The organism is Pseudooceanicola sediminis (assembly GCF_003575965.1).
GTDB classification, from domain to species: Bacteria; Pseudomonadota; Alphaproteobacteria; order Rhodobacterales; family Rhodobacteraceae; genus Pseudooceanicola; species Pseudooceanicola sediminis.
Map to the genome: position 1 here is coordinate 117,702 of NZ_QWJJ01000015.1, position 26,757 is coordinate 144,458.

Here is a 26,757-nt window from a genome sequence, read left to right on the forward strand (position 1 = left end):
CAATATGACCGGAGCTCGTCTGACGCTGGCCCTCGAGGCTGGCGGGTTGGTGCTGCCCGAGGGCCGCATCGCCATATTGTCCCCGCGCGCCGGTGCGGATCTGTCGGCCCTGCCGAAGGATCGCTGCCATGTGATCACCGGGTTCAGGCCCGATCACGCCGCCTTTGCCGCCGCTGGCTATGGCTGCGCCGTGGCCCCCGAGGGGCGCTATGACGCGGTGCTGGTGTGCCTGCCCAGGGCCAAGGCGGCCGCGCGGGCGCTGATCGCGACGGCGCGGGGGCTGACGGACGGTGTGGTCATCGTAGATGGACAGAAGGAAGACGGGATCGAATCGATCCTGAAAGAGAGCCGGGCCCGCGTGCCGGTCGAGGGGCCTGTCAACAAGGCGCATGGCAAGATGTTCTGGATGTCGGCGCGCGACATGGCCGGCGACGTCTTTGCCGACTGGCAGGGGGGCACCGAAACGGTCGCGGGCGGTTTCGTCACTGCGCCGGGTGTGTTTTCTGCCGACGGGATCGACCCGGGGTCCCGGTTCCTGGCCGACACCCTGCCGCCGCTGCGCGGGCGGGTGGCCGACCTCGGGGCCGGCTGGGGCTATCTTTCGGCGCGGTTGCTGGAAAACGACGCGATCACCACGCTGGACCTGATCGAGGCGGACCACGCGGCGCTGGAGTGTGCCCGCGCGAACATTTCCGACCCGCGCGCAAGTTTTCACTGGGAGGACGCGCGCGAATGGCGCAGGGATAGCCCCTACGATGCAGTTGTGATGAACCCGCCGTTTCACACCGGGCGCACCGCCGATCCGGAGTTGGGGCGTGCCTTTATCCGGGCCGCGGCGCGGCTGCTGTCGACGCGCGGCACCCTGTACCTGGTGGCCAACCGGCACCTGGGCTACGAGACCGTGCTTGACGAGATTTTCGGCAAGGTCAGTGCCCTGGGGGGCGACCGCAGCTTCAAGGTGTTGAGCGCGGAGCGCCCGACTCGCCAAGGGGCGGCGCAGGGCGTAAGGTCCGGCGCGGGACACAAGGACAAAGAGACCGCATCGGAGCACGCAGGCCGTGCACCGCGCGCGGGACGAAACGGGAAACACAGATGACATTTTCGATTGCCGGCAAGACGGCCATTGTCACCGGGGCGGCCAACGGGATCGGGCTGGCCATTGCCAAGCTCTTTGCCAACAAGGGAGCCAACGTGATCTTTGCCGACATGGACGAAGCGCGATTGCAGGCCGAGCTGGGCGAGATCAGCGACGACAGCAACGTGCGCTATTTCGCCGGCGATCTGCGTGAAAAGCTGAGCATCGCGAACTTGCTGTCGGCAACCATCGACGCCTTCGACACCGTGGATATCCTGGTGAACGCGTCGCGGCAGGTGATTCCGTCGGACCCGCTGAATCCGGATGACGATGCCGTCGAGACATTGTTGCAGCAGAACCTGCTGACGGCGCTGCGGGTCAGCCAGACGGTGGCAAAGCGGATGATCAAGCAATCCGAAGGCCAGACCGAAGGTCAGGCGGGGGCGATCGTGAACCTGTCGTCGATCGCGGCACGGCGCACCCACCCGGATCTGCTGGCCTATTCCGTCAGCTCGGCCGCGCTGGACCAGCTGACGCGCAGCCTGGCCGTGGCCCTGGCGCCGCATCGCATCCGGGTCAATGCCGTTGCCTTCGGGTCGGTGATGTCGTCGAGCCTGAAAGAGACGCTGAAGGACAATCGCGACTATCGCCTGGATATCGAGGAACATACCCCGCTGCATCGCATCGCCCCGCCGAGCGAGTTGGCCGAGGCGGTGCAATACCTGTGCTGCGAGGCCTCGTCCTTCATGACGGGCCAGATCATGACCGTGGATGGCGGGCGCACCCTGCTGGATCCGGTTGCGGCACCCGCCCACTGATCCGGCGGACCCATCGACGTCGGGGTGAGGAGGGGGCGCTGCCCCCGCCGCGCGGTGCGCGGCCCCCCGGGGGTATTTCTGGCCAGATGACACGGGAGCCGGGTATGAGCGACAGCATGGAAACGGAGAAGGCACAGGCGAGCGCGTGGTTTCGTGCGCTGCGCGACGAGATCGTTGCCGCCTTCGAGGCGCTGGAGGATGCACTGGTGTGCGGGCCGATGGCCGAGTGTGCGCCGGGACGATTCGAGGTGAGCGAAACGCGGCGCACATCGGACGACGGATCGGATGCCGGTGGCGGGGTCATGAGCGTGATGCGCGGTGGTCGGGTGTTCGAAAAGGTCGGGGTGAATATTTCCACCGTTTACGGAACGCTGGGCGCGCGCGCGCAGGCGGCCATGGCCGCGCGCAAGGGGCTGCCGGGGATGGCCGAAGATCCGCGTTTCTGGGCCAGCGGGATCAGCCTGGTTGCGCATATGCAGAACCCGCACGTGCCGGCGGTCCACATGAACACGCGGATGTTCTGGACCCCCCATGCCTGGTGGTTCGGCGGCGGTTCGGACCTGAATCCCTGCATTGAATACGCCGAGGACACCGCACATTTCCATGCCGTGCAGAAAGCCCATTGCGACCGGCACGATGCAGCGTTCTATCCCCGCTTCAAGGCCTGGGCGGACGAGTATTTCCATATCCCGCATCGCAAGCGTGCGCGGGGTGTTGGCGGGATCTTTCTGGACGATCATTGTTCGGGGGACTGGGCCGCGGATTTCGCCTTTATCCGCGATGTCGGCCAGGCGTTTCTGCCCGCCTATCGCCCGCTGGTCGCGGCGCGCATGGCACAGCCATGGAACGGGGCCGACAAGGAGGCACAGCTGGTGCACCGCGGATTGTATGCCGAGTACAACCTTGTCTATGATCGGGGCACCCGGTTCGGCCTGGAAACCGGGCATGATGCCAATGCCGTGCTGATGAGCCTGCCGCCACTGGCCAAGTGGATCTGAGCAAATGGCTATCGGCACAGGCACCTTGCGGACGCGGCGCCGTTCGGCAACCTGACTTTCGTCCCGTCTTGCGGACCACGCCACATGAAGGCCTTTGCGAGGCGATGCAGGATTGCCGCGCCCGCCAACCGAATCCACCCGCGCGCGGTTGCAAGGCTGTGCGGGCCGCGCCATCACGCTAGGTTTGGCACAGGCGGACATCCCGGGGGCAATCGGTCTTGCATGCGTTGAAACGGTTCTGGCAGTTGCTGACGGCAATGGGTCGGCAGATAGGCGAGATCAACATGGGGTTGATTGCCGCGGGCGTGGCCTTTTACGGCATGCTGGCGTTCTTTCCCGGTATTGCTGCCATGATATCGCTCTGGGGTCTGGTGTCGGATCCATCCGTCGTGGTGGATGAGCTGAGCGTGCTGCGCGAGATCATTCCCGATCAGATCTTCGACCTGGTCGAGAACCAGGTTCTCAAGATCAGTTCGGGCAGCGGGTCGACACTCGGCTGGGCAGGGGTGCTTTCACTGGGCGTGGCGATCTGGTCGGCGCGCTCCGGGGTGGCATCGCTGATCCTGGGGCTGAACATGATCCATGGCGACCCGAACCGGGGCAACCTGCGCCACTACCTGACCGCCCTGACGCTGACGGTGGCGCTGCTGGGGGTAGGGATCGTCACACTGGGCTCCGTGGTGATCCTGCCCGTCGTGCTGAGCTTTGTGCCGCTCGGCTTTGTCACCAGCATCCTGATCGAGATCGTGCGCTGGCTGGCGGCGATCCTGGCACTGCTGATCGGTCTGTCGCTGATCTATCGCTACGGGCCGAACAACCGTGGCCAACGTCTGAAATGGGCAACCCCTGGGGCCGGGCTGGCGGTCTCGGGCTGGGGCATCGCCTCGGTCGCCTTTTCGCTCTACCTGACGAACTTCGCCAATTACAACGAGGTTTACGGATCGCTCGGGGCGGCGGTTGCGATGCTGTTCTGGCTCTATATCACCGCGTTCCTGATATTGCTCGGCGCGTCGCTGAACATCCAGCTGGACAAGCGCCGCGCGATGGATCGTACCCTTCAGGCGATGGAGGACGGCACCGCCGAACCGACCCGGGACGGCAGCGACAATGCCCCCTAGCGCGCAGGCAATCTCAGCCGCCGCGCACCGCGTCGATCATGCGTTGCACGTTGTCTGGATCGGCGTCCGGCGTAATGCCGTGGCCGAGGTTGAAGATGTGCGGCCCCTTTGAAAAGGCCCTGACAATCGCGCGGGTTTCCTGCACCAGGGCCTCGCCGCCGGTAACCATGTGCGCCGAGGCCAGGTTGCCCTGAACGCAGCCGTCGACCTGCACATGCGCCGCCGCCCATTCGGGGCTGACGGAATTGTCGATGGCGACGCAATCCGCGCCGGTCGCCTTGGCAAATCCGATGTATCGCGCGCCGGCCTCACGCGGAAAGGCGATGATCGGGATGTCGGGATGGCGGGCCTTCAGTTCGGCGATGATGCGGCGCGTCGGTGCCAGAGCGTAGCGGTCGAAATCCTCTCCCGACAGCGATCCGGCCCAGCTGTCGAACAGCTTGACGCAGTCCGCCCCCGCCTCGATCTGTGCCGAAAGATACTCGATCGTCCCCTCGGTAATCCGCTCGATCAAGGCTTCGAACACCGGGCGGTTTTCAGCGATGAGGGCATGGGCCGGCGCCTGGTCCGGCGTCCCGCGCCCGGCGATCATGTAGGTCGCGACGGTCCAGGGCGCGCCGGCGAACCCGATCAGCGTGGTGTCTTTCGGCAACTCCCGCGCTAGGATCTTCACCGTCTGGTAGATGGGCGCAAGCACGGCATGGACATCGCTCGCCGGTTTCAGTGCATCGAACCCGGCACGGTCCGTGATCGTCGACAGGCGAGGCCCCTCGCCGGTGACAAACCAAAGATCGGCCCCAAGCGCCTGCGGCAAGAGCAGGATATCGGCAAACAGGATCGCGGCGTCGAAGCCATAGCGGCGGATCGGTTGCAGGGTCACCTCCGCCGCCAGCTCCGGGTTGTAGCAGAGCGACAGGAAATCCCCCGCCTTGGCGCGAGTGGCGCGATATTCCGGCAGATACCGTCCCGCCTGTCGCATCATCCAGATCGGCGGCACCGGCAGCACCTCGCCCTTCAACGCCCGCAGGATTGTCTTCTCGCTCATGTGCTGCCCTTCCAAAACTGACCCCTCTGGTCGCGTCCACCGCCCGGATTGTCAAGCGATGCGGCCGGGGTGGATGACCCATCCCCGGTTTCCCTGTTCCAAATATCCTCCCCGAAGGGGAAAACAACGCCTGCGCGCGGATCGTCCTGGCCTCTTGCCTCTCTCGCCCCTCCACAATAGAGCTTTCGGGCATGAAAATCCTTCTTCCGACACCCGACCGACCGCTCAAGATCGGCACCCGCGGCTCGCCTCTCGCAATGGCCCAGGCGCATGAAACGCGCGATCGCCTTGCCGCGGCCTTCGATCTGCCGGTCACGGCCTTCGATGTCCTGCGCATCTCGACGGCCGGTGACCGCATCCAGGACAAATCCCTGCGCGAGGTCGGCGGCAAGGGGCTGTTCACCCGCGAAATCGAACAGGCGATGCTCGACGGGGAAATCGATATCGCCGTACACTCGATGAAGGACATGCCGGTCGAACAGCCCGCCGGGCTCGTACTCGATTGCTACCTGCCGCGCGAAGATGTGCGAGATGCCTTCGTCTCGCTGTCCTATCCGGCGCTGGCCGATGTGCCGCAGGGGGCCACCATGGGCACCTCCTCGCTGCGCCGTCGCGCGCAATTGCTCGTGCGCCGGCCGGACCTGCACGTGGTGGAATTTCGCGGCAACGTGCAGACCCGCCTGCGCAAGCTCAACGAAGGCGTGGCAGGGGCGACCTTCCTTGCCATGGCCGGGCTCAATCGCCTCGCCATGGCCGACGTCGCCAAGGCCGCGCTCGACCCCTCGGAAATGCTGCCCGCCATCGCCCAGGGGGCGATCGGCATCGAACGCCGCCGCGACGACATGACCACCGCGGCCCTGCTCGAGGCGATCCATGATGACGTGACCGCGCAGCGCCTCGCCGCCGAGCGCGCGTTCCTCGCCACGCTCGACGGGTCCTGCGAAACCCCCATCGCCGGCCTGGCCGAACTGGATGGCGGCACGCTGCGCCTGCGCGGCGAGATCCTGCGCCCGGATGGCTCGCGATCCCTCACCGATGACCGAACCGCCCCGATCGAGGATGGTGCGGCCCTGGGGCGCGACATGGCCAACGACCTGCTCAGACAAGCCGGCCCCGGCTTCTTTGACTGGCGTCCCTGACCCTGACCCGGCCCGGCCCGGCGCGTGTGCCCTGACGCTACTTCGTCTCGGGCAGCACCTGCGGCTCGATGTCCGCCTCAGGCGCGCTCTCGGCGGGCGAGGCGGGCTGGCCCTCTTCCTCCGCCTCCTCCCCTGCCGGGCAGCCATCGGCCTGGCAACTCTCGATCAGGGCAATCTGCTCGGGGCTGGGATCGGCAAAGAGATGCCCGCCACAGGCATTCAGCCGCAGGATCGGACCATTGTTGGTCAGCTCGATAAAGGCCAGCACTTCACCGTTCTCCGGCAGCGCGGCGCACCACGGGCCGGTACACCCCAGCTCCATGGTGATCTGCGCCTGCACCGCGGCTGAAAAACCGTCCTCGGTCAATGCCTTGCCGCGCACCAGGGCGGGCAGGCGCTGCACCTCGGGGTCCGGGTTGGTCAGATCCTGCTCTGGCAGGCTCGGCGTTCCCCGGTCCAGGGTGCCATGCAGCACCATGTATCGGGCGTCCGAGGTGCTGGCCTCGTCGAAACTGCGCGCCACGTCGGGGGCCAGGCACGACAGGGCCTGCGCCGGGCCCGCGACCAACGTCGCCAGGGCGAGGGCGCACAGCGCGGCTGAGGCCCGCCTGCGCCTCGATTTCACCAGAGGGTGCTGGACCAGGGATTGGGGCAGGGTCTGCGTGAGGGTGGTCATAGGCGCTCTCCGAATTCTGCCAGGACGCGGGCATAAACCTCGCGTTTGAACGGCACGATGTTGTCAACCAGGGCGTCCGGTGTCATCCAGCGCCAAGCGCTGAATTCCGGGTGTTCGGTGTCGATCTTCACATCGTCATCCGCCCCCCGGAACCGCATCAGCAGCCATTTCTGCTTTTGCCCGCGAAACGCCCCGCCCCAGATCCGCCCGGCCAGCTCCGGCGGCAGATCGTAGGTGACCCACTCGGCTGTTTCGGCCTCGATCATCACCTTGTCGGCGGTGATGCCGGTTTCTTCCCACAATTCCCGCAAACCGGCCTCTTCGGGGCTCTCCCCGGCATCGATCCCGCCCTGTGGCATCTGCCAGGCGGCAACCTCGCTGTCGATCCGCTGGCCGGTAAAGACCGCACCGTCCCGGTTGACCAGCATCACGCCCACACAGGGGCGATAGGGCAGTCTTTCGATCTCTTGTGGTGTCATGTCTACTCCTGACATCTGCGCGCAAGGCGTGTCGCCCCATCCTAACCGACGTGCGGCCAAGCGCAATCTCACCCCCCTTCACGGCACCGTCATCTGCACGGCCCGCGGGCCCGATGCGCCGCCCCGCAGGTTTCCCTGTCGGAAATATCCCCGCCGGAGGCCGACGCGACATTGCCCCGGATACCGCTCTCAGGCCCATATCCCGGCGATTTCGGCACTCAGCCAGTCGCGGAAGCGCGCAAATCCGGGGCGGGCGGCGCTGCGCTCGGGATAGATCAGCGTATAGGCCTGCCCGGTTTCCAGCCGCCGCTCCGACACGGCGACAAGCCGCCGGTCCTGCAAGGCCGCACGGGCGATGATTTCAGGCACCAGCCCGATGCCGAGGCCGGCGATGGCGGCATCCACCACCATGTCGAAATGATCGAAGCGCGCCCCGCGCAGCGACCGACGCGGATCGATGTCGGCCTGGCGAAACCAGTCGGGCCACAGGGTCGGACGGGTACTCTGCTGCAACAGTGGCAGCTCCGGCAGGTCGATGTCACGCAACGCCCCGCCCTGTCGCCGTCGCGGCGCGACCAGGGACGGGGCCGCGACGGCAACCAGCACCTCGTCCAGCAGATGCAGGTGCTGTGCGCCTGCGCTGCGGTGGCTGGACCGCTGGATGGCAAGGTCAAAGGGCGCGGTGTCGAAATTCACCGGCTCCAGCCGGGCGGCCACGTCATAGCTTATGCCCGGCGCGGCGGCCTGGAATGCACTCAGGCGCGGGATCAGCCAGCTGCGCCCAAAGCTCGGCAGCACGGCCATGCGCAGCACCGATTGCTGGCCCGCAAAGGCCATGACGCCAGTCGCCGCCGCATCCAGCCGCTCCAGCAGGGCCTCGGCCTCGCGCAGGAAACTGCGGCCGGCGTCGGACAGTGACAGACGCTGGCGGGCCCGCAGGAACAGCGCCACCCCCAGGCGATCCTCGAGCGCCGCGATCGAGCGGCTGACGGCGCTTTGCGTCAGTCCCAGATCACGCGCCGCACCCGTGGTGGTGCCGATGCGCGCACATGCGCAAAACGCTTCAAGCTCGCCCACCGAAGGTATGTATGACTTGCGCATCCGTGCCACCTTCATGCGAATAACTCATGACCCTTGCAGAATTACTCGTTAGCGCCGGGGGCTGCAATCGCCTAACCTGTGCCCAACAGAATGCAGGAGATACCGATGGATACCCCCACCAAGCCCGTCCTGAAGGACAAGGATCGCCCGAACATGTCCAGCTTTGCCTGGGAGGACCCGTTCCTGCTGGAGGATCAGCTGGAAGAGGAAGAGCGGATGATCCGCGATTCGGCCAACCAGTTCGCGCAAGGTACCCTCGCCGCCAAGGTCGACAAGATGTACCTGGACGAAGGCATCGACCCCGACATCTTTCGCGAAATGGGCGAAGTCGGCCTGCTGGGCGTCACGGTGCCCGAGCAATACGGCGGGATCGGTGCCGGCTACGTCAGCTACGGTCTTGTCGCGCGCGAGGTGGAGCGGGTCGATTCGGGCTACCGCTCGATGATGTCGGTGCAAAGCTCTCTCGTGATGTACCCGATCTATGCCTATGGCAGCGAAGAGCAGCGTATGAAGTACCTGCCGAAACTGGCCAGCGGCGAATGGATCGGCTGTTTCGGCCTGACCGAGCCGGATGCCGGGTCGGACCCCGCCGGGATGAAGACCCGCGCCATCAAGACCGAGGGCGGCTATCGCCTGGTCGGGTCGAAAATGTGGATTTCCAACGCGCCGATCGCGGATGTCTTCGTCGTCTGGGCAAAGTCGGAGGCACATGACGGTGCGATTCGCGGCTTTGTGCTGGAAAAGGGCATGAAGGGTCTGACGGCCCCGAAGATTGGCGGCAAACTGTCCTTGCGCGCCTCGATCACCGGCGAGATCGTCATGGATAACGTCGAAGTTGGCGAAGAGGCCCTGTTGCCGCATGTCAGTGGTTTGAAAGGCCCCTTCGGCTGTCTGAACCGCGCCCGCTATGGCATCGCCTGGGGCGTCATGGGGGCTGCCGAGGATTGCTGGTTCGGTGCGCGCAACTATGGAATGGACCGCAAGCAGTTCGGCAAGCCGCTGGCCCAGATGCAGTTGTTCCAGAAGAAGCTGGCGGACATGCAGACCGAGATTTCGCTGGGCCTTCAGGCGGCGCTGCGGGTGGGACGACTGTTCGACAAGGCGATGGCCGCACCCGAGATGGTGTCGATGATCAAGCGCAACAACTGTGGCAAGGCGCTGGATATCGCCCGTATGGCCCGCGACATGCACGGCGGCAACGGCATCCAGATCGAATACAAGGTGATGCGCCATGCGGCCAACCTTGAGACGGTGAACACCTACGAGGGCACGCATGATGTACATGCGTTGATCCTGGGCCGGGCGCAGACCGGTTTGCAGGCGTTTTTCTGAGAACTCTTCTGGAAGAGTGCGTTTTGCAGCGGCCCGGGCGATGTCCGGGCCGTTTTGCGTCTTGCGGCTGGAGGAGGCCTCCGGCGGGGGTATTTATCGCCAGATGACAGGGGGAGGGGTGCGTGAGATGCTGCGCCACCGCGCGATTGCGATCGCGGAGGTCGAGCGGGCGCGGGCGTTTGATGCGCCGCTTTGGCGGACGCGTTGCTGGTATGACGCGCGTCGTGGCGTGGGCCTGTTTCGGGGGGAGAGGGCGTGGAGCGTGGTTTTCCTGTCCCGGCTATCCGGAGGGCCTGGCCGAGGCGGGCAAGGGGCGGGATGTCACGAATAGTCGGATGTGCGCCCGCAGCATGGGGTCGCGGTCCGTGACGCCTGTATCCGTGATCGAGAGGCCAATACGATCTGCGCTGCCCGCGATGCGCCGGGGGCGTCTGTTCAGGTGAACAAACCCCGTGCCGGGACGGGCACGGGGGTTGTTTCGGGGCAGGCGGCGTTGCTCAGGGTTTGACCGACGCTTCGTCGGAGGCCGGGGTGGCGGTGACGCTGTATTGCGGTCCGAGTGCCGAGAGGCCCTTGAGGATATCGATCGCGTAGGCGAGCTGGTAATCCTCGGTTCGCAGCTTGGCGGCTTCCTCGGCCTTGGCGCGTTCTTCCTCGATCTTCTTGATCTCGTCCTCGGAGAGCGAATCGTTGTCCAGCGTGCCGCGCAGGTCCGCCTCGGAGCGCATGGCGCGGGCCGGGGTGTCGTCTTCCTCGGGGGGGGCGTTGGGGTCGGTGCGGGGCTGTTCGACGACGATGTCGGGCGAGACGCCGAGGTTCTGGATCGAGCGCCCCGACGGCGTGTAGTAGCGTGCGGTGGTCAGCCGGATCGAGCCGTCGCCGCGCAGGGGCATCACCGTCTGGACCGAGCCCTTGCCGAAGGACTTGGTGCCCACGACGATGGCGCGGCGGTGATCCTGCAAGGCGCCCGCGACGATTTCGGAGGCCGAGGCGGACCCGCCGTTGATCAGCACGACGATGGGCTTGCCGTCGATCATATCCCCCGCTTCGGCGTTGTAGCGGTCGCCCTCGCCGGGGTTGCGGCCGCGGGTCGAGACGATTTCGCCCTTGTCGAGGAAGGCGTCGGAGACCTTGATCGCCTGCACCAGCAGGCCACCGGGGTTGTTGCGCAGGTCGACGACGACGCCGTTGATCCTGTCGATGCCGCCGGCCGCGTCGATCTGTTCCTTCAGCCCTGCTTCGAGGTTGGGAAAGGTCTGGTCGTTGAAGGCGCTGATGCGCAGAACCACGGTATTGCCTTCGGTCCGGGCGCGCACCGCCGTCAGCTTGATCGTGTCACGCACGATGGTGATGTCGAAGGGTTCGGCCTCGCCCTCGCGCACGATGGTGACGACGATTTCGGACCCGACCGGGCCGCGCATCATCTTGACCGCATCGTCCAGTGTCAGGCCCAGCAGGCTTTCGCCATCGACATGGGTGATGAAGTCGCCCGCCTCGACGCCGGCGATGGCCGCCGGGGTGTCATCCATCGGCGAGACGACCTTGACGAAGCCGTCCTCCTGCGTGACCTCGATGCCGAGGCCGCCGAATTCGCCGCGCGTCTGCACGCGCAGGTCCGCGGCCTCTTCCGGGGGGTGGTAGCTGGAGTGCGGATCGAGAGAGGTCAGCATTCCCGAGATCGCGGCTTCGATCAGTTTCTTGGAATCGACGGGTTCGACGTATTGGCTGCGGATCCGCTCGAAGACGTCGCCGAAAAGGTCCAGCTGCTCGTAGACATTGGCGTCGTCGGATTTGTCCTGCGCGAGCAGCGGAGGGGCGAGCTGCGTCGTGGCGACAACCGCGACGGTCATGCCGGCGATTGCTGCCATGGCGAATTTCTTCATCATTGCGTATCCTTCGTGAGTTCGAACCAGGTTTCGGGGTCTTGCGGTTCGTTTCCCTGCCTGACCTCTATATAAAGCGTTTCCGGGCGGTCACCGCCAGAGCCGTCTTGCGCCTGTGCCACAATCGCGCCCGCAGCGGGGTCGTTGCCCCCCATCAGGCCGATTGGCGCGCCGGCGGGCAGGACTTCGCCGATCTTTCCATAAACCGTATCCAGTCCGGCAAGCACGAAGAGTATGCCCGATTGCGGTTCAAGTATCATCACGTTTCCGTAGTCCAGCAGGGGACCGAGATAGCGCAGGGTCGCCGCCGTCGGCGTGGTCACCAGCGCGCGGGGGCGGGTAGCCAGAACCAGCCCGGGGCGGGTGATCCCGGCGGCGTCGCTGTCGCCCGCGCGGCGCAGCACACGTCCCTGCACCGGCAGGGGAATATGCCCCTTGTCTATGTGCAGCTCGGGCAGGGCGGGATCTGCCCCGGCGCTATCATCCGCGATATCGGGCAGGCTGGCGGCAAAATCGCGCAGGGTTTCGGTGGTGGCGATCAACAGCTGCGTCTTCATCGGGTCCGCGGTAAAGCGGCGCGGCAGATCGGTGCGTTCCGACACGGCCTGCGACAGGTCGGTGCGGGCCTGCTGCATGCCGGCAAGGGCGCGCGCCAGCTGATCGGCGGCGCCTTGCTGGATGGTGCGCAGGTCCTTCGCCTCGGCCAGTCGCTGGCCCAGGGCCACGGCCCTGTCGCTGAGGGCAGGTGCGGCCTTGGCCATCAGCATGCCCGACCGGGCGGTGCCGATGGGGCCGGAGGGATGCAGCATCAGCACCGGCGCGGGTTCGAGGGACAGGGTTTGCAGCACCGCCAGAAGGGCCGCGATCTCGTCCCGCTGGGCGTCGAATTCACGCTGCAAGCTGGCCTCTCGCAGGGCGGCCTCGCGCAGGCTCTGGCGCATCGCGGACAGGCCTTTTTCGTAGGCGCGGATGGCGTCGGTCAGGGCCGCTGTCCGGTCGCTTGCCCGAGCGGCGCTGTCCAGCGCCCGCGAGGCCGCATCCAGATCGTCCGCCGCGGCGCGGGCCTGCGTCGCCACGTCTTGCGTCGCCACGTTCTGCGGCATTTCCTGCGCAGATGTGCCCTGCGCAAATGCGAGCGCCACCGCAAGCAGGGTGGCGGTGCGCAGGGGGGCCAGTCGCCCCGAGATCATTCGATCAGGCTTTCCCCGGTCATTTCGGCCGGTTTTTCCAGCCCCATCAGCTGTAGCAGCGTCGGCGCGATATCGGCGAGGCGACCGGAGCGCAGCGCGGCCCCTTCGGGCCCGCCGATCAGGGCGACGGGGACGAGGTTGGTGGTATGGGCGGTATGTGGCCCGCCGGTGACGGGGTCGACCATCACCTCGCAATTGCCGTGATCGGCGGTCAGCAGCATCGCGCCACCGGCCTTTTGCAGCGCGGCCACGACGCGGGCCAGCCCCTTGTCGACGGCGGCACAGGCCGCCATGGCGGCTTGCAGGTCACCGGTGTGGCCGACCATGTCGGGGTTGGCGTAATTGGTGATGATCAGGTCATAGCCCTGTTCGATCGCGGTGACGAAGTGGTCCGTCACCTCGACCGAGGACATCTCGGGTTGCATGTCGTAGGTCGCGACCTTGGGCGAAAGCGGCATGAAGCGGTCTTCGCCGTCCTTCTGCACCTCGACGCCACCATCAAGGAAGAAGGTCACATGGGGGTATTTTTCGGTTTCGGCCAGCCGGAACTGGGTCTTGTGGTGCGCCGCGACCCACTGGCCGAGGGTGTTGACGATCTTTTGCTTGGGGTAGCAAGTGGTCATGTAGGTCGAGTGATCGGTGGAATATTCGACCATGCCCAGCAGCGCCGCCCATTTCGGACGCGGGCCGGTGTCGAAGCCATCGAAATCGGGTTTGCCGATGGCGGCAAGGATCTCTCGGGCGCGGTCGGCCCGGAAGTTCAGGCAGAAAAAGCCGTCACCGTCCCGTGCGCCGCCGAAATCACCGATCACGGTGGGCAGGATGAATTCATCGACCTTGCCCGCCGCATAGCTCTGTTCGATGGCCTGCTCGGGTGTGGCGGCGGTTTCACCGCGTGCGTTGACCATGGCGTCATAGGCCAAGTGCACGCGATCCCAGCGATTGTCGCGGTCCATCGCGTAGTAGCGCCCCGAGAGGGTGGCGATGCGGGCCGTGTCGGGCAGGGCCGCGCCCAGTTCCTCAAGGAAGCCGAGCGCGGATCGCGGGGCGACGTCGCGGCCGTCGGTGATTGCGTGAAGGGCGACGGGAACACCGGCGCCGGTGATCGCCTGCACGGCCGCGATGATATGCGGCAGGGACCCATGCACGCCACCGTCCGAGACGAGGCCCATGACGTGGGCGGTGCCGCCGGTGCCCTTGAGCGTCGCGATCATGTCGTTGAGAGAGGCATTTTCCGCGAAGGAGCCGTCTTCGATCGCCAGGTCGATCTGGCCCAGGTCCATGGCCACGACGCGACCCGCGCCGATATTGGTGTGGCCGACCTCGGAGTTGCCCATCTGGCCTTTCGGCAGGCCGACATCGGGGCCGTGGGTGATCAGCGTCGCGGTCGGGCAGGTGGCCATGATGTGGTCATAGGTCGGGGTGTCGGCCAGGGCCGGGGCGTTTGCCTCGGTCGTGTCGCTGAGCCCCCAGCCATCGAGGATGCACAGGACGACGGGTTTGGGAATGCGCATCTGATCTGATCCTTTGCCTGTTTCAGGGCCGTTCTAGCGGGTTGCAGGGGCAGGGTGAACCGGGTTCGCGCAAACCGGGCCCAAAGTGGCGGGTTCTGCGGGGATGGGGTCACAAAGGGGGCGCTGCCCCCATCCGCCTGCGGCGGATTCCCCCGGGATACTTGGACCAGGGAAACGATTATTCGCGATGGTACGGGGCGCCTGCGAGAATCGTCGTGGCGCGGTAGAGCTGTTCGGCCAGCATCGTGCGGGCCAGCATATGCGGCCAGACCATCTTGCCAAAGGACAGGACCAGGTCGGCGCGGGCGCGCAGGCCCGGGTCGAGCCCGTCGGCGCCGCCGATCAGGAAGGCGGCGTCGCGGATGCCGTCATCGCGCCATCGGCCAAGCTGGTTTGCGAAGTCGGGGGAGGTGAGGAGCTTGCCGCGTTCGTCCATCGCCACGATGGCGGCACCGTCGGGGATCATCCGGGTCAGCAGGGCGGCTTCGGCGGACATGCCGCCACCCTTCTTGTCCTCGGCTTCGGAGACCGAGGCGGGGCCCAGTCCCAAGGCGCGTCCGGTCTTGCCGGCGCGATCCAGGTAGTCGTCGATCAGCGCCTTTTCAGGCCCGGAGCGGAGCCGGCCGATGGCGCAGACATGCAGCTTCATGAGGGGGCTGCCGGACTCAGGCGGACGGGGCCGCGCTGCCCGGTTGCAGCCACATCTTTTCGAGCTGGTAGAATTCGCGCACTTCGGGGCGGAAGACATGGACGATGATGTCGCCGGTGTCGATCAGCACCCAATCGCCGGTTTCCTTGCCTTCGATCTTGGCCGTGCGACCCGAGGCGTGCTTGAGACGTTCGGACAGCTTGTCGGCAATCGAGGAGACCTGCCGCGAGGAGCGGCCGGAGCAGACGATCATGTAGTCCCCGATCGACGATTTCCCGGCGAGGTCGATCGTGACGATCTCCTCGGCCTTGTCGTCGTCCAGCGATTGCAGGATGAGGTCGAGCTGGTCCTTGGACGAGAGCTCTTTCGGAGCCGTCATGAGCGTGGCCCCTTCATGCGCGGAGTGATCCGCAGTTGCGTCGAGTGACAGGACATAGTCCTCCCTGGCAGCGCACCGCCGGAACCCCGGTGCTGGGCATGGGGCCAAGATAGCAAGGCCGGGCGTTCATTTCAACGAAACGCGTACAATCGGTCGCACACGGGCGCGCATTTGCGCGCGCGCAGGCCCGAGAGCGACGCCAGCGTACCTGTCCTGTAGCCGGTCCCGGCGCACCGGGCCTGGCCCTGGTGGGGCCGGTCGGCGGGTCGGGGCGGCGGGACGGGCAGCGCTGTCTGGCGGCATCTGGCGTGCGTTCGATCTGCGGCCTTTAAGGGGTCGCGGCGCGAATGGAAAGGCCCCGTGGCACCTGATTTTGCAAAACGCCCGGCATAAGGACCGGCATTTCGCAAAAGGGCCGGTCGCAGAAGGCCCGGCGCGGGCACCGCATTGGCGGTGCCGGGCGGATGCCCTACCAACCCTCTTCGGTGATGATCCGGTCGGCCTTGGCGCCCAGGGCCTTGAGGGCGTCGCGCACGTCATCGACGAAATCCCCGGGCCCGCAGAGATAGAACCGCTGGCTGAAGTCGTCGATCACCCCGGCCAGGAAGGCCTGGTCGACGCGGGCGCGGCGCACCGTCTTGCCCGGTTCGTCCGTCACGGTAAACACCGTTTCGAGATCGCGCATCGCCTCCCATTCCTCGCGCAGGATGATGTCGGCCTCCGACTTGTTGGTGTAGATCAGCCGGCAGCCCTTCAGCGTCCCCGCCTGCATCCGGTGGCGCAGGATCGGGATGAAGGGTGTCAGCCCGGCCCCGGCGGCGATGAAGGTGCCCGGCCCCGCGTCGCTGATCGCGCCGAAGGGGTCGACGATCTCGACCGACTGGCCCGGCTTCAGCGCGCCCAGCTGCTCCGTCACGCCGTCATGAGAGGGATAGGACTTGATCACGAACTCGAGCGTGGAATCCTCGGGTTGCGAGGTAAAGGTGAAGGGGCGGCCTTCGTCCTGCCACGCGGGATCTTCCAGTGACAATTCGGTCGCCTGGCCCGGGGTGAACTCTACCCCCTCGGGCCGGGTAAAGACGTATTGGTTCACGTCATGCGTCAGACTGGTTTTCTCTTTCAGGGTCAGCTTGTGGGCCATGATGGAGACCTCCTTTCGCAACAAACACGCTGCGGCGCGGTGGGGTTCCCTCACGCCTTGGTGTCCGGTCCCGCCGCCCTGGGGTCTGTGGGGGCCCGTCCTTCCTGTTCCGGCCCTTCCTGTTCGGGCCCTTCCTGTTCCGGTCCGGCGTGCGGAAAGGACGACAGATCGGGCCGCGGTCGCGCGCCGGCCTCGCTCTCCGCGGGCTGCGGGCCGGTTCCGCGCTGCATCTGCAGCGACGATCCCTCCAGCAGGCGCACCTCTCGTTGGGGAAAGGGAAAGACGATGTCATTGGCGTGGAAGGTGTCCCACAGGGCCAGCAGCACATTGCCGCGGATGTTGGTCAGCCCGCCTGTCGGGTCGCGGATCCAGAAGCGCAGGATATAGTCGACGGAACTGTCCCCGAACCCGGTGATGTGGCAGACCGGCGGGCGGTCGACCAGCACCCGCGACACCCCGCGCGCAGCCTCGATCGCCAGTTTGCGCACCTTGTGCGGGTCGCTGGCGTAAGAGGTGCCGAAATGGATATCGAGGCGCACGAATTCATTGGAATGCGACCAGTTTACCACCTGTCCGGTGATCAGATCCTCGTTCGGGATCAGGTATTCGCGCCCGTCACGCGTGACCACGCTGACGTATCGTGCGCCAAGGGCGTTGATCCAGCCGAAGGTTTCGCCCAGGCTGATGACGTCGCCCGGCTTGATGCTCTTGTCCAGCAGGATGATGACGCCGCTGACCAGGTTCGAGACGACCTTTTGCAGGCCGAACCCAAGGCCGACGCCGATCGCGCCCGACAGCACGGCGAGGCCGGTCAAATCGACGCCGACGGCCCGCAACCCTGAAAAGAAGGCGATTCCGTACAGCAGGATCTGCACCGACTTGACCGCCAGAACCTGCATCGAAGGGCTGATGTCGCGGGATCGGCTGATGCTGGCGGCGCTGGCATGGGCCAGAAAGCGCGCCAGGCTCAGCAGTGCGGTCAGCAGCACCGCCGCCTGCAACAGGACCCAGACCGACAACCGCGTATTCCCCAGCGAAAACGACACGCGGTCCAGCAGGACCTGCGCATCGTCCGACAGGCCCAGGATCATCAGCGTTGCCCAGACCCAGCCGCCGACCCGCACCAGGATGCGCAATTCATGGTTCGCGATCAGGCGGGTCAGCAGCGTGATCGCCAGCCAGGCAAAGGCCAGCGATCCCAGGATGCCAAGCAGGTAGCTGCGCGATGGCCATGTGGTTTCCTGCATGATCCAGATGGTTGGCCACAACAGCCCGACGAACAGGATCAGTCGCAGCCGCTTGAGCAGGACCAGCAGCATTCGCAGACGCCACTTGGGCCAGCCTTCGCGCGTGCGCAACCAGTCATGCAGGCGCGGGCGCAGCAGTTTGGCACCGACATGCGCCAGCACGAACAGTCCCAGTGCGATCAGGATCTGATAGCCGTTCCAGGGGCGAAACAGGGTTTGGCTCAGCGCCTCGACCCGCGCCATCATCGCGGCAAGCAACGTTTCGAAATCCTGCATCTGCGTCACGTATCCTCCGCCTGGTGTCTCCGTGCACTCTGGCACATTGCGGCGCGGGCGGCGACCTGTCGCGCAACCGACGGGGCGCGCCCTGTTCTCAGGTAGCCCGTCCAGCCGTCGCGCCCCCCCCTCTGGCCACGAGTCCGCCGCTTTGCAGCCATTTCTGGACAGGATGATGCGGGATTGCGTCGCGCCGGGCAAAAAAGAGACGCCAATTTGCGTCATTCAGGGCAAAAAGAACGCTTTTCTGCTGTATACATGCTTATTTCCTGATGGGAGAGATCCCCATACGAGTCGCACGTACTGTCATGGTTGAAAAATGAATAGAGATTTGAAAACGCTCCGGGTCGTGCTTCATCCGGCCTCGAATCTGGTTGTGGCACAGGTGGTCGGTACGCCGCATCCGCCCGAATTGCTCCAGGTTGCGGCGCAATCCTTTCAGATGGTGGGGACGATGTGCGCCCCGCGCGCGTTGATCGACCTGCGCCAGCTGACCGGCACGCACCTGACATCCTCGCACATCCAGGCCTATCTGCGGCGGCTGGATGGTGCGGTCGCCTCCGCCGCCTGCGCACCCGCCTCTGTGCCCTCCGGTGACGACATCGGGCTGCGGATCGCGTTCTGCGCCGATCCGGGCAGCCTGGGCTATGCGATGGCGCGGATGTTTCATGCCCATGCGGCCGTGCTGGACAACCTCTCGGTCGAGATTTTCGAGGTCGCGGACGTGGCCGAAGCCTGGTGCGGCGCGCCCGGTGTGCTGACCCGGACGGTTGGCGATGCGGCCCCCGCGATCAGCCCGGTCGACCGGCTGCGCGCCGAGGTGGCGCGCTCCGACGCGGTACTGACCCGGATCGGCCAGAATGCGATCCTGACCGGCCATAGCCGCGCGGATCCCGAGATGACGCCCGAGATGACGCCCGAGATGACAGATGCCGCGTGGCGTATGCCGGCGGTGCTTCAGCCGCTCTTGCAGGGAATCAAGCTTCGGAATACATAGCGTCTCATGACGCAGATTTTCGACATGGATGACCGCGCGCGCCTGCCCTGGCGCTTTTTTGGCGCGACACTGACGATCCTCGCCCAGCTATGATTCTGGCGCGGGGTCTTTCCCGTGCGTTCCATCATTCGAAATCCCCCATTTCCGAAAATCCACGAAATTCCAAGGGAGAGGACCGCCATGTCTTCGCAAGCCAAAACCCTCTATGACAAGATCTGGGACGCCCATGTCGTGCAACAAGCCGACGATGGCACCTGCCTTCTCTATATCGACCGTCACCTGGTGCACGAAGTGACCAGCCCGCAGGCGTTTGAGGGTCTGCGCATGACCGGCCGCAAGGTGCACGCGCCCGAACGCACCATCGCGGTGCCCGATCACAACGTGCCGACCACGCTCGACCGCGCCTCGGGCGTGATCGACAACGAGGATTCGCGCATTCAGCTCGACGCGCTGGACACGAACGCCCGCGAATTCGGCGTGCACTACTATCCGGTCAACGATGTCCGTCAGGGCATCGTGCATATTGTCGGCCCCGAACAGGGCTGGACCCTTCCGGGCATGACCGTGGTCTGCGGCGACAGCCATACGGCGACGCACGGTGCCTTCGGCAGCCTGGCCCACGGCATCGGCACGTCGGAGGTTGAGCATGTCCTTGCCACCCAGACCCTGATCCAGAAGAAATCCAAGAACATGAAGGTCGAGATCACCGGCCAGCTGCGCCCCGGTGTCACCGCCAAGGACATCACCCTGTCCGTGATCGGCAGGACCGGCACCGCAGGCGGCACCGGATATGTCATCGAATACTGCGGCGAGGCGATCCGGTCGCTGTCGATGGAAGGCCGCATGACCGTCTGCAACATGGCGATCGAAGGCGGCGCGCGTGCGGGCCTGATCGCCCCCGATGACACGACCTTTGCCTACGTCAACGGCCGCCCCCACGCCCCCAAGGGTGCCCAGTGGGAAGCGGCGATGGATTGGTGGAAGACCCTGTACTCCGATGACGACGCGCATTGGGACAAGGTGATCACCATCAAGGGCGAAGATATCGCCCCCGTCGTCACCTGGGGCACCTCGCCCGAGGACGTGCTGGCGATCACCGATGTCGTGCCCGCCCCCGAAAGCTTTTCCGGTGGCAAGGTCGAGGCCGCCAAGCGCGCGCTGGAATACATGGGCCTGACAGCGGGTCAGAAACTCTCGGACATTGCCATCGACACCGTGTTCATCGGGTCCTGCACCAATGGCCGGATCGAGGATCTGCGCGCCGCCGCCGCGATCCTGAAAGGCAAGAAGATCAAGGACGGGATGCGCGCCATGGTCGTGCCCGGCTCGGGTCTCGTGCGTGCCCAGGCCGAAGAAGAAGGTCTTGCCGACATCTTCATCGAGGCCGGCTTCGAATGGCGCCTCGCGGGGTGCTCGATGTGCCTGGCGATGAACCCCGACCAACTGGCACCGGGTGAACGCTGCGCCGCCACCTCCAACCGCAACTTCGAAGGGCGGCAGGGCAAGGGGGGACGCACCCACCTGATGTCCCCCGCGATGGCGGCGGCTGCGGCTGTCACGGGCAAGCTGACCGACGTGCGGGACATGATGTAGGCAGACGCTGGCCGAGGCCGGGCAACGGAAAGAGGAAATGACCATGCGCGTATCATCCATACTGCTGATGATCGGGGTGCTGCTGGCACTTGGCGGCATTCTGGCCCTGGCCAACCCCTTTGCCGCCTCCTTGACCGTCACGACCATCGTCGGGGTGTTCTTCCTGCTCAGCGGCGTGGTGCAGGCCTGGATCCTGTTTCGCGCCGGTGGCGTCTCGGGGCGGTTCTTCAATGGCTTCGTGGCGTTGCTCAGCATCGTCGCCGGGGTCTGGATGCTGGCCAACCCGTTGGCGGGTACCGTGTCGCTGACGCTGATCCTTGGCGTGGTCTTTCTGGTCATGGGGGTCGTGCGCCTGCTGATGGGGCTGCAACTGGGCCAGACGCGGCTACGCTGGGTCATGCTGCTTTCGGCGGCGGCCTCCATCGGGATCGGCCTGCTCGTGTTCTTCAACATCGCCGCGGCGGCCAGCACCCTGCTGGGCATTCTGCTGGGCTTCCAGCTGCTGTCCGAAGGGATCGGCCTGCTTGCCTTTACGTGGTTCATCCGACGCAAGGGCCACTGAACGATTTCGCGCTGGCGGTCCCTGCCGCCCGCGCCTCACACCTATTTCAATTTCACCCACACCGGAGACTGAGGGCACATCGGACAGGCACAGGGTCAGACGGGGCAGGGCTGCATCCCTCTCCCGACCGCCTGAAAAACTGATCAGGTACAGACACGATACCGACAGGATACCGACGTGCCCTCCGGCCAGGAGACGACAGATGGAAAAGTTCGAAAAACTCTCGGGGATTGCGGCGCCGATGCCGCTGGTCAACATCGACACCGACATGATCATCCCAAAGCAGTTCCTCAAGACGATCAAGCGTTCGGGCCTCGGCGTGAACCTGTTCGACGAGATGCGCTATAACGACGACGGCAGCGAAAAGCCCGATTTCGTGCTGAACAAACCCGCCTACCGCGATGCGCAAGTGCTTGTCGCCGGTGACAATTTCGGCTGCGGCTCTTCGCGCGAACACGCGCCTTGGGCACTGGCGGATTTCGGCATCAAGGTCGTGATCTCGACCAGCTTTGCCGACATCTTTTTCAACAACTGCTTCAAGAATGGCATGTTGCCCATCGTCATGCCGCAAGAAGTCGTCGATGTCCTGATGAGCGATGCGGAAAAGGGCGCCAACGCCCGGATGGAAATCGACCTTGAAAACCAGACCGTTACCACCTCGGACGGAGAAGTTTTCAGCTTTGAGGTCGACAGCTTTCGCAAGCATTGCCTGATGGAAGGGCTGGACGATATCGGTTTGACGCTGGAAAAATCCGCCGCCATCGACACGTTCGAGGCCCAGGCCGCCCAGGCCCGCCCCTGGGTCTGAAACAGCTCTCTTGCCCGATGCCGAAGGCCCCCCTCACCGGGGGCCTTTTTCGTTGCATCCCAGACAGGGTTAACCGTTTCTTAGCCGCTCTGACCTAGCCAGGATCCAGTGATCAACGGCCAGGCGCAGGCACCAGGCGCAGGCAGCAGGTGCGGCCACGTCAACACGGCAAACGGGCTGCTAGGGCAGGGGGCAGATCAATGGCTGGCAATTTTCGCGGGCTGTCCCGCTGGGCTCTGATCTCTATCCTTTTGATATGTATGATCATCCCGCTGAGCGTCGGCGCCGGAACGATCCGCGTCGCCTACTACGACACCGAGCTTGGGCGCGACGGCCCCGGCCTGCTGCTGCGCGATATTCTTGGCGGCGCAGATCCGCAAGTTGCCGCCGTCGCGCAGATCATCACCGCCGCACGGCCCGACATCCTTGTCCTCTCCGGGGTCGACTTCGATGTCGAGGGGCTGGCCCTCGGGGCGCTGAATGCCACCCTCGCCACGCCTTTTGAGCACGCCTTTGCGCCCCGCCCCAACACGGGAATGCCCACCGGCCTCGATCTCGACGGCAACGGTCGGCGGGGCGAGGCGCGCGATGCTCAGGGCTATGGTCGTTTCAGCGGCGCGGGTGGTATGGCGGTATTGTCGCGCTTTGCGATCGCAGCGCCGGTGCAGGATTTCTCGGCCCTGTTGTGGCGCGACCAGCCGGGCACGCTGATGCGCCCCGAAGACCCCGGCCACGACGTCCAGCGCCTCTCCTCTCTCGGTCATTGGATCGTGCCGGTCGACGTTGGCGCCTTCCGCCTCTCCCTCGCGATATTTCGCGCCACGACCCCGGTGTTTGATGGGCCCGAGGACCGCAACGGTCGGCGCAATCACGATGAAATCGCGTTCTGGACCAAGGCGTTGACCGACCCGGCGCGGCTTTCTCCGCCCTTCGTGATCGCTGGCGGTGCCAACCTCGACCCGGACCGCGGCGCGGGGCGGCGGCAGGCGATCCGTGACCTGCTGACACATCCCGCGCTGCAAGACCCCGCACCGCGCGGCGCCCAGGGCAACCACACCGTCGACTGGCCGCAAACCGACGGCCCCGGCCCGATGCGCGTCGACTACGTGCTGCCCTCCGCCGATCTCACGCTAGAGGCCAGCGGCGTGCTGTGGCCCGACACGCCGCCCCTGGCCGATACCGCCGCGCGCGCCAGCCGCCACCGCCTGGTCTGGGTCGATCTCCTCCTGCCGCGCTGACCTCCGTCAAATCTTGAACTTTGCCCCGGCTACGTTTACCCGAGGTCGCAAAGCTTTCAGGAAGGACAGCCCAAGATGAGCAACCCCTCGCTTCTTATCCTCCCCGGTGACGGGATCGGCCCCGAAGTCATGGCCGAGGTCCGCAAGATCATCGACTGGTATGCGGACAAGCGTGGCATCACGTTCGACGTCAGCGAAGACCTCGTCGGCGGCTGCGCCTACGACGCGCATGGCGTGCCCCTGACCGACGCCACCATGGCCAAGGCGCAAGAGGTCGACGCGGTGCTGCTGGGGGCTGTCGGCGGTCCGAAATACGACAACCTCGATTTCTCGGTGAAACCCGAACGTGGCCTGCTGCGTCTGCGCAAGGAAATGGACCTGTTTTCCAACCTGCGCCCGGCCCAGTGCTTTGACGCGCTGGCGGACTTCTCGTCGCTGAAAAAGGATGTCGTCTCCGGCCTCGACATCATGATCATCCGGGAACTGACCAGCGGCGTCTATTTCGGCGAACCGCGCGGCATCATCCGCGAGGGCAACGAACGCGTCGGCATCAACACGCAGCGTTACACGGAATCCGAAATCGCCCGTGTCGCCCGCTCCGCGTTTGAAATGGCGCGCAAGCGGTCCAACAAGGTCTGCTCGATGGAAAAGGCCAACGTCATGGAATCGGGCATCCTGTGGCGCGATGTCGTGCAGGAAATCCACGACGCCGAATATCCGGATGTGGAGCTCAGCCACATGTACGCCGACGCAGGGGCAATGCAGCTGACCCGCTGGCCCAAGCAGTTCGACGTCATCGTCACCGACAACCTGTTCGGCGACCTGCTGTCCGACCTCGCGGCGATGCTGACCGGCTCGCTCGGGATGCTGCCCTCGGCCTCGCTCGGCGCGCCGATGGCCAATGGCCGCCCCAAGGCGCTCTACGAACCCGTGCACGGCTCCGCCCCCGACATCGCCGGTCAGGAAAAGGCCAACCCCTGTGCCTGTATCCTCAGCTTTGCGATGGCCCTGCGCTACAGCTTCGACCTCGGAGAAGAGGCAACGCGCCTTGAAACTGCGGTTGAAAAGGTTCTGGCCGATGGCGTGCGCACGGCCGATCTGCTGAACGAGGCCGGCGTGACCCCCGCCACCACCAGCCAGATGGGCGATGCCGTTGTCGCGGCCCTGAACGCCAGCCTGTAAGGCACAACAGCGAACCTGCGCAAAATCTGCGCAGGTTCGACCCCAGCCGCCCAGCCGACCCTTGCCATTCCGCACCGCAGCGCCAGTGTTGTCGCAACAGCACTCAGGAGTCGCTTTTGCCATGGTTGGAAATACTCGGGGTATCCTTTTCGCGTTGCTCGCCTATGCGGTTTATTCCAGTCACGACGTGGTCGTGAAATTGCTGGGCGCGGATTACTCGTCTTTCCAGATCGTCTTCTTCTCAGTCCTGTTCGGCTTTCCGCTTACCAGCGTGATGCTGATGCGCGATGCCAAGCCGGGCACGCTGATTCCGGCGCATCCCTGGTGGATGCTGTTGCGGACGTTGTTCACGGTCACGGCCAACAGCTCGGCTTTCTACGCATTTTCCGTGCTGCCGCTGGCCGATGCCTATTCCATTTTCTTCGCCACCCCGCTGCTGATCACGGTGATCTCGATCCCGCTGTTGGGCGAAAAGGTGCGTCTGCATCGCTGGATGGCGGTGATCGTCGGCCTGATCGGCGTCGGCATCGTGCTGAACCCCGGTGGCGCGTCGCTGAACCTTGGCCACCTCGCGGCCCTCGTCGCCGCGACCGCCGGGGCCTTCGCCTCGGTCATCGTGCGCAAGATCGGCCGGGACGAGCGGAGCGTGGTCATGCTGTTGTACCCGATGATGGCCAACTTTGCGCTGATGGGGCTGGCGATGATCCTACTGCCGTCGAACTACCATCCGGTTGCGGGCATGCACATGCTGGGCTTCGCCACCATCGCGGGCCTGTCGATCCTGGGGATGCTCTGCGTGATTGCCGCCTACACGGCGGGCGAGGCCGCGATCGTCGCGCCCATGCAATATTCCCAGATCATCTGGGCCACCGCCTTTGGTTATCTGCTGTTCGATCAGCTGCCGGGGGTGAACGTGATCGCAGGGGCGGGGCTGATCATCGCATCGGGTCTCTATATCGTGCTGCGTGAATCCCTGGCCGGGCGGACATCGCAGCAACCTGTGCTGCGCACCCGCAATCGTATCGGCACGCCGTCCGCCATGCGCATCGGTCCGCTGATGCGTCTGCGCAAGTCGTCCTGATCGGCGCGGTTTCTCTCTTGCCAAAGCGCGGCAATCTATGTACCCCGCCTTCCACGGTCGGGCTGTAGCGCAGCCTGGTAGCGCACCTGCTTCGGGAGCAGGGGGTCGGAGGTTCGAATCCTCTCAGCCCGACCAATGACGAAACGACGATGCTGGGCCCCGCGGGGCCCTTTGTCGTTTCCGGGCTTCCCGGTTCTCGCAACCTCCCTCCCTCCCTCTCTCTATCTTTGATATCGCTGCGCCGATGCGCTCGCGGGCCGGCGTAACCCAACAGGCGACCCCGCCCGCACGCCCCGCAATGCTCTCCCCTCCCTATTAAGGGTAGGGGGCGTCCGCACCTCCGTCTCGCTGCGATCCTCTCGCGCATTGTCAGCAGGGGGCGGTTCGTCCTGTGGGTCCGGTGACATCTCTCCGGCCTGATACGCTCACTTCTCCATATGGCCGCATGGGTGGTGCGCCTCTCCATTGCGGATGTGGCGCGCGCTTTTGGCTTTCCTTGTTCAGCACCCCGTCGGGTTGGTGACAGGGCAGGGCTGTGCAAGGTCTCATTCTGCCGGATAAGGCCTGCCCTCCCGTTCCCGGATCCGAAAGTGCAGGCGTAAGGCGGGCGGTCGACCGGGGGGGCGTTCCCTTCCGGTCTGTGCTGGACCCCGACGCGACCCTGCGCCTCCCGACTTGGCCCTGCCGTGCGACCTCCCCGGGCCAGCGGCGTCGCTTTCCCATCGTCGGCTCAGGCGTGTGAGGGGGCGGATACTCACGACAGCGCAGGGGCTGCGCATGTCCCGCATCTGGCGGGGGGCTGATTACCGCAATCGCACCGCCCAGATACCGCCCAGATACCGACGTTGAAACCGCAAGTGACTCGTAAGGGGGCGGGAGGCGCCTGCCCGGGGTCGTTCATCCTCCGGGGAGAGAGATTCGAGTCGCTTGCCGGTCGATTCCCGGTGACTCCGGGCAGGTTTTCGCAGCACTTGGGGATAAGCCTGTGGGTAACCCAATATCTTGTCCTGACCACCCGTCGCGGGCAGATGCCAAGGCAAGGCGATCCCGGGCCAGCTGGATTGGTCTGCCTCCAACCGGCTGTAATTAAACGATTTTTGATGAACTTCAAAAAATATCGGTTTTCATTGAAAAAGGGGTTGCGGGTTTGGGTGGTAAACTCTAGAACCCCCTTCACCGGCGGCGCTGAGGCGCACGACGGGACGCGAGACGGGGCGGACGGAACGGGTGGCGGTG

At 65.3% G+C, this 26,757-nt stretch carries 24 protein-coding genes and 1 tRNA gene; 14 read left to right on the forward strand and 11 right to left on the reverse strand.

The window, feature by feature from the left end; all coding sequences use genetic code 11:
• The first annotated feature begins 4 nt into the window (after positions 1-4).
• From DL237_RS16330 to DL237_RS16345, 4 genes are all read left to right on the forward strand, one after another.
• Positions 5-1,096: a class I SAM-dependent methyltransferase gene (locus DL237_RS16330; protein ID WP_119400156.1), complete on the forward strand. Its 1,092-nt coding sequence runs from the start codon at positions 5-7 to the stop codon at positions 1,094-1,096.
• A complete protein-coding gene (locus tag DL237_RS16335; RefSeq protein WP_119400157.1) occupies positions 1,093-1,893 on the forward strand; it encodes an SDR family NAD(P)-dependent oxidoreductase in 801 nt (266 codons plus the stop codon). The genes DL237_RS16330 and DL237_RS16335 overlap by 4 nt, the downstream gene beginning before the upstream one ends.
• A 104-nt stretch (positions 1,894-1,997) precedes the next feature.
• Positions 1,998-2,891 carry an oxygen-dependent coproporphyrinogen oxidase gene (gene hemF, locus DL237_RS16340; RefSeq protein ID WP_119400158.1) on the forward strand — a complete coding sequence of 298 codons (894 nt, stop codon included), beginning with the start codon at positions 1,998-2,000 and terminating at the stop codon, positions 2,889-2,891.
• Between the two features lie 218 nt (positions 2,892-3,109).
• Positions 3,110-4,009 (forward strand): YihY/virulence factor BrkB family protein, encoded by a 900-nt coding sequence (locus DL237_RS16345; RefSeq protein WP_119400159.1) that lies wholly within the window; start codon positions 3,110-3,112, stop codon positions 4,007-4,009.
• Positions 4,010-4,022: 13 nt separating this feature from the next.
• On the opposite strand, the gene hemE is transcribed toward DL237_RS16345, so the two are convergent.
• Positions 4,023-5,054 (reverse strand): uroporphyrinogen decarboxylase, encoded by a 1,032-nt coding sequence (gene hemE, locus DL237_RS16350; RefSeq protein ID WP_119400160.1) that lies wholly within the window; start codon positions 5,052-5,054, stop codon positions 4,023-4,025.
• Positions 5,055-5,245: 191 nt separating this feature from the next.
• Between hemE and hemC the strand changes: the two genes are divergently transcribed.
• Complete coding sequence (gene hemC, locus DL237_RS16355; protein WP_119400161.1) at positions 5,246-6,193, forward strand: hydroxymethylbilane synthase; 948 nt, start codon at positions 5,246-5,248, stop codon at positions 6,191-6,193.
• A gap of 37 nt (positions 6,194-6,230) precedes the next feature.
• Here hemC and DL237_RS16360 read toward each other — a convergent pair whose 3' ends face one another.
• The 3 genes from DL237_RS16360 to DL237_RS16370 form a co-directional block, all read right to left on the reverse strand.
• Positions 6,231-6,869 carry a hypothetical protein gene (locus DL237_RS16360; RefSeq protein ID WP_119400162.1) on the reverse strand — a complete coding sequence of 213 codons (639 nt, stop codon included), beginning with the start codon at positions 6,867-6,869 and terminating at the stop codon, positions 6,231-6,233.
• Positions 6,866-7,348, reverse strand: a complete 483-nt coding sequence (locus DL237_RS16365; protein WP_119400163.1) for an RNA pyrophosphohydrolase — start codon at positions 7,346-7,348, stop codon at positions 6,866-6,868. Before DL237_RS16365 ends, DL237_RS16360 begins: the two co-directional genes overlap by 4 nt.
• 189 nt (positions 7,349-7,537) lie before the next feature.
• Positions 7,538-8,449: a LysR substrate-binding domain-containing protein gene (locus tag DL237_RS16370; protein WP_119400185.1), complete on the reverse strand. Its 912-nt coding sequence runs from the start codon at positions 8,447-8,449 to the stop codon at positions 7,538-7,540.
• 105 nt (positions 8,450-8,554) lie between these two features.
• Here DL237_RS16370 and DL237_RS16375 point away from each other — a divergent pair, with 105 nt between their 5' ends.
• Positions 8,555-9,781, forward strand: a complete 1,227-nt coding sequence (locus tag DL237_RS16375; protein WP_119400164.1) for an acyl-CoA dehydrogenase — start codon at positions 8,555-8,557, stop codon at positions 9,779-9,781.
• 497 nt (positions 9,782-10,278) lie between these two features.
• Here the strand turns inward: DL237_RS16375 and DL237_RS16385 are convergent, their stop codons facing one another.
• The 7 genes from DL237_RS16385 to DL237_RS16415 all read right to left on the reverse strand — a co-directional run bounded on the left by DL237_RS16385 (position 10,279) and on the right by DL237_RS16415 (position 18,060).
• Positions 10,279-11,664 carry a S41 family peptidase gene (locus DL237_RS16385; protein ID WP_119400186.1) on the reverse strand — a complete coding sequence of 462 codons (1,386 nt, stop codon included), beginning with the start codon at positions 11,662-11,664 and terminating at the stop codon, positions 10,279-10,281.
• Positions 11,664-12,854, reverse strand: coding sequence for a murein hydrolase activator EnvC family protein (locus DL237_RS16390; RefSeq protein ID WP_233545027.1), 1,191 nt, complete (start codon positions 12,852-12,854; stop codon positions 11,664-11,666). The genes DL237_RS16385 and DL237_RS16390 overlap by 1 nt, the downstream gene beginning before the upstream one ends.
• Positions 12,851-14,368 (reverse strand): 2,3-bisphosphoglycerate-independent phosphoglycerate mutase, encoded by a 1,518-nt coding sequence (gene gpmI, locus DL237_RS16395; protein WP_119400166.1) that lies wholly within the window; start codon positions 14,366-14,368, stop codon positions 12,851-12,853. The genes DL237_RS16390 and gpmI overlap by 4 nt, the downstream gene beginning before the upstream one ends.
• Before the next feature lie 178 nt (positions 14,369-14,546).
• The gene (rlmH, locus tag DL237_RS16400) at positions 14,547-15,017 is read right to left on the reverse strand and encodes a 23S rRNA (pseudouridine(1915)-N(3))-methyltransferase RlmH (RefSeq protein ID WP_119400167.1); all 471 of its coding nucleotides are present in this window, start codon (positions 15,015-15,017) and stop codon (positions 14,547-14,549) included.
• A 16-nt stretch (positions 15,018-15,033) separates the two neighbouring features.
• A complete protein-coding gene (gene rsfS / locus DL237_RS16405) occupies positions 15,034-15,396 on the reverse strand; it encodes a ribosome silencing factor (RefSeq protein ID WP_119400168.1) in 363 nt (120 codons plus the stop codon).
• Positions 15,397-15,865: 469 nt separating this feature from the next.
• Positions 15,866-16,537 (reverse strand): FAD-binding oxidoreductase, encoded by a 672-nt coding sequence (locus DL237_RS16410; RefSeq protein ID WP_119400169.1) that lies wholly within the window; start codon positions 16,535-16,537, stop codon positions 15,866-15,868.
• Positions 16,538-16,587: 50 nt separating this feature from the next.
• Positions 16,588-18,060 carry a mechanosensitive ion channel family protein gene (locus DL237_RS16415; protein ID WP_119400170.1) on the reverse strand — a complete coding sequence of 491 codons (1,473 nt, stop codon included), beginning with the start codon at positions 18,058-18,060 and terminating at the stop codon, positions 16,588-16,590.
• Positions 18,061-18,391: 331 nt separating this feature from the next.
• Between DL237_RS16415 and DL237_RS16420 the strand changes: the two genes are divergently transcribed.
• The 8 genes from DL237_RS16420 to DL237_RS16460 all read left to right on the forward strand — a co-directional run bounded on the left by DL237_RS16420 (position 18,392) and on the right by DL237_RS16460 (position 25,656).
• Complete coding sequence (locus tag DL237_RS16420) at positions 18,392-19,057, forward strand: hypothetical protein (protein WP_119400171.1); 666 nt, start codon at positions 18,392-18,394, stop codon at positions 19,055-19,057.
• A 180-nt stretch (positions 19,058-19,237) separates the two neighbouring features.
• The gene (gene leuC / locus DL237_RS16430) at positions 19,238-20,650 is read left to right on the forward strand and encodes a 3-isopropylmalate dehydratase large subunit (protein WP_119400172.1); all 1,413 of its coding nucleotides are present in this window, start codon (positions 19,238-19,240) and stop codon (positions 20,648-20,650) included.
• Between the two features lie 43 nt (positions 20,651-20,693).
• Positions 20,694-21,212, forward strand: coding sequence for an HdeD family acid-resistance protein (locus DL237_RS16435; protein WP_158585669.1), 519 nt, complete (start codon positions 20,694-20,696; stop codon positions 21,210-21,212).
• Between the two features lie 202 nt (positions 21,213-21,414).
• Positions 21,415-22,020 (forward strand): 3-isopropylmalate dehydratase small subunit, encoded by a 606-nt coding sequence (gene leuD, locus DL237_RS16440; protein WP_119400174.1) that lies wholly within the window; start codon positions 21,415-21,417, stop codon positions 22,018-22,020.
• A 200-nt stretch (positions 22,021-22,220) separates the two neighbouring features.
• A complete protein-coding gene (locus tag DL237_RS16445; RefSeq protein WP_233545028.1) occupies positions 22,221-23,258 on the forward strand; it encodes an endonuclease/exonuclease/phosphatase family protein in 1,038 nt (345 codons plus the stop codon).
• Positions 23,259-23,333: 75 nt separating this feature from the next.
• Positions 23,334-24,440: a 3-isopropylmalate dehydrogenase gene (gene leuB, locus DL237_RS16450; protein ID WP_119400175.1), complete on the forward strand. Its 1,107-nt coding sequence runs from the start codon at positions 23,334-23,336 to the stop codon at positions 24,438-24,440.
• Positions 24,441-24,561: 121 nt separating this feature from the next.
• Positions 24,562-25,521: a DMT family transporter gene (locus tag DL237_RS16455; RefSeq protein ID WP_119400176.1), complete on the forward strand. Its 960-nt coding sequence runs from the start codon at positions 24,562-24,564 to the stop codon at positions 25,519-25,521.
• 58 nt (positions 25,522-25,579) lie between these two features.
• Positions 25,580-25,656 (forward strand) — tRNA-Pro (locus DL237_RS16460).
• The last annotated feature ends 1,101 nt before the right edge of the window (positions 25,657-26,757 follow it).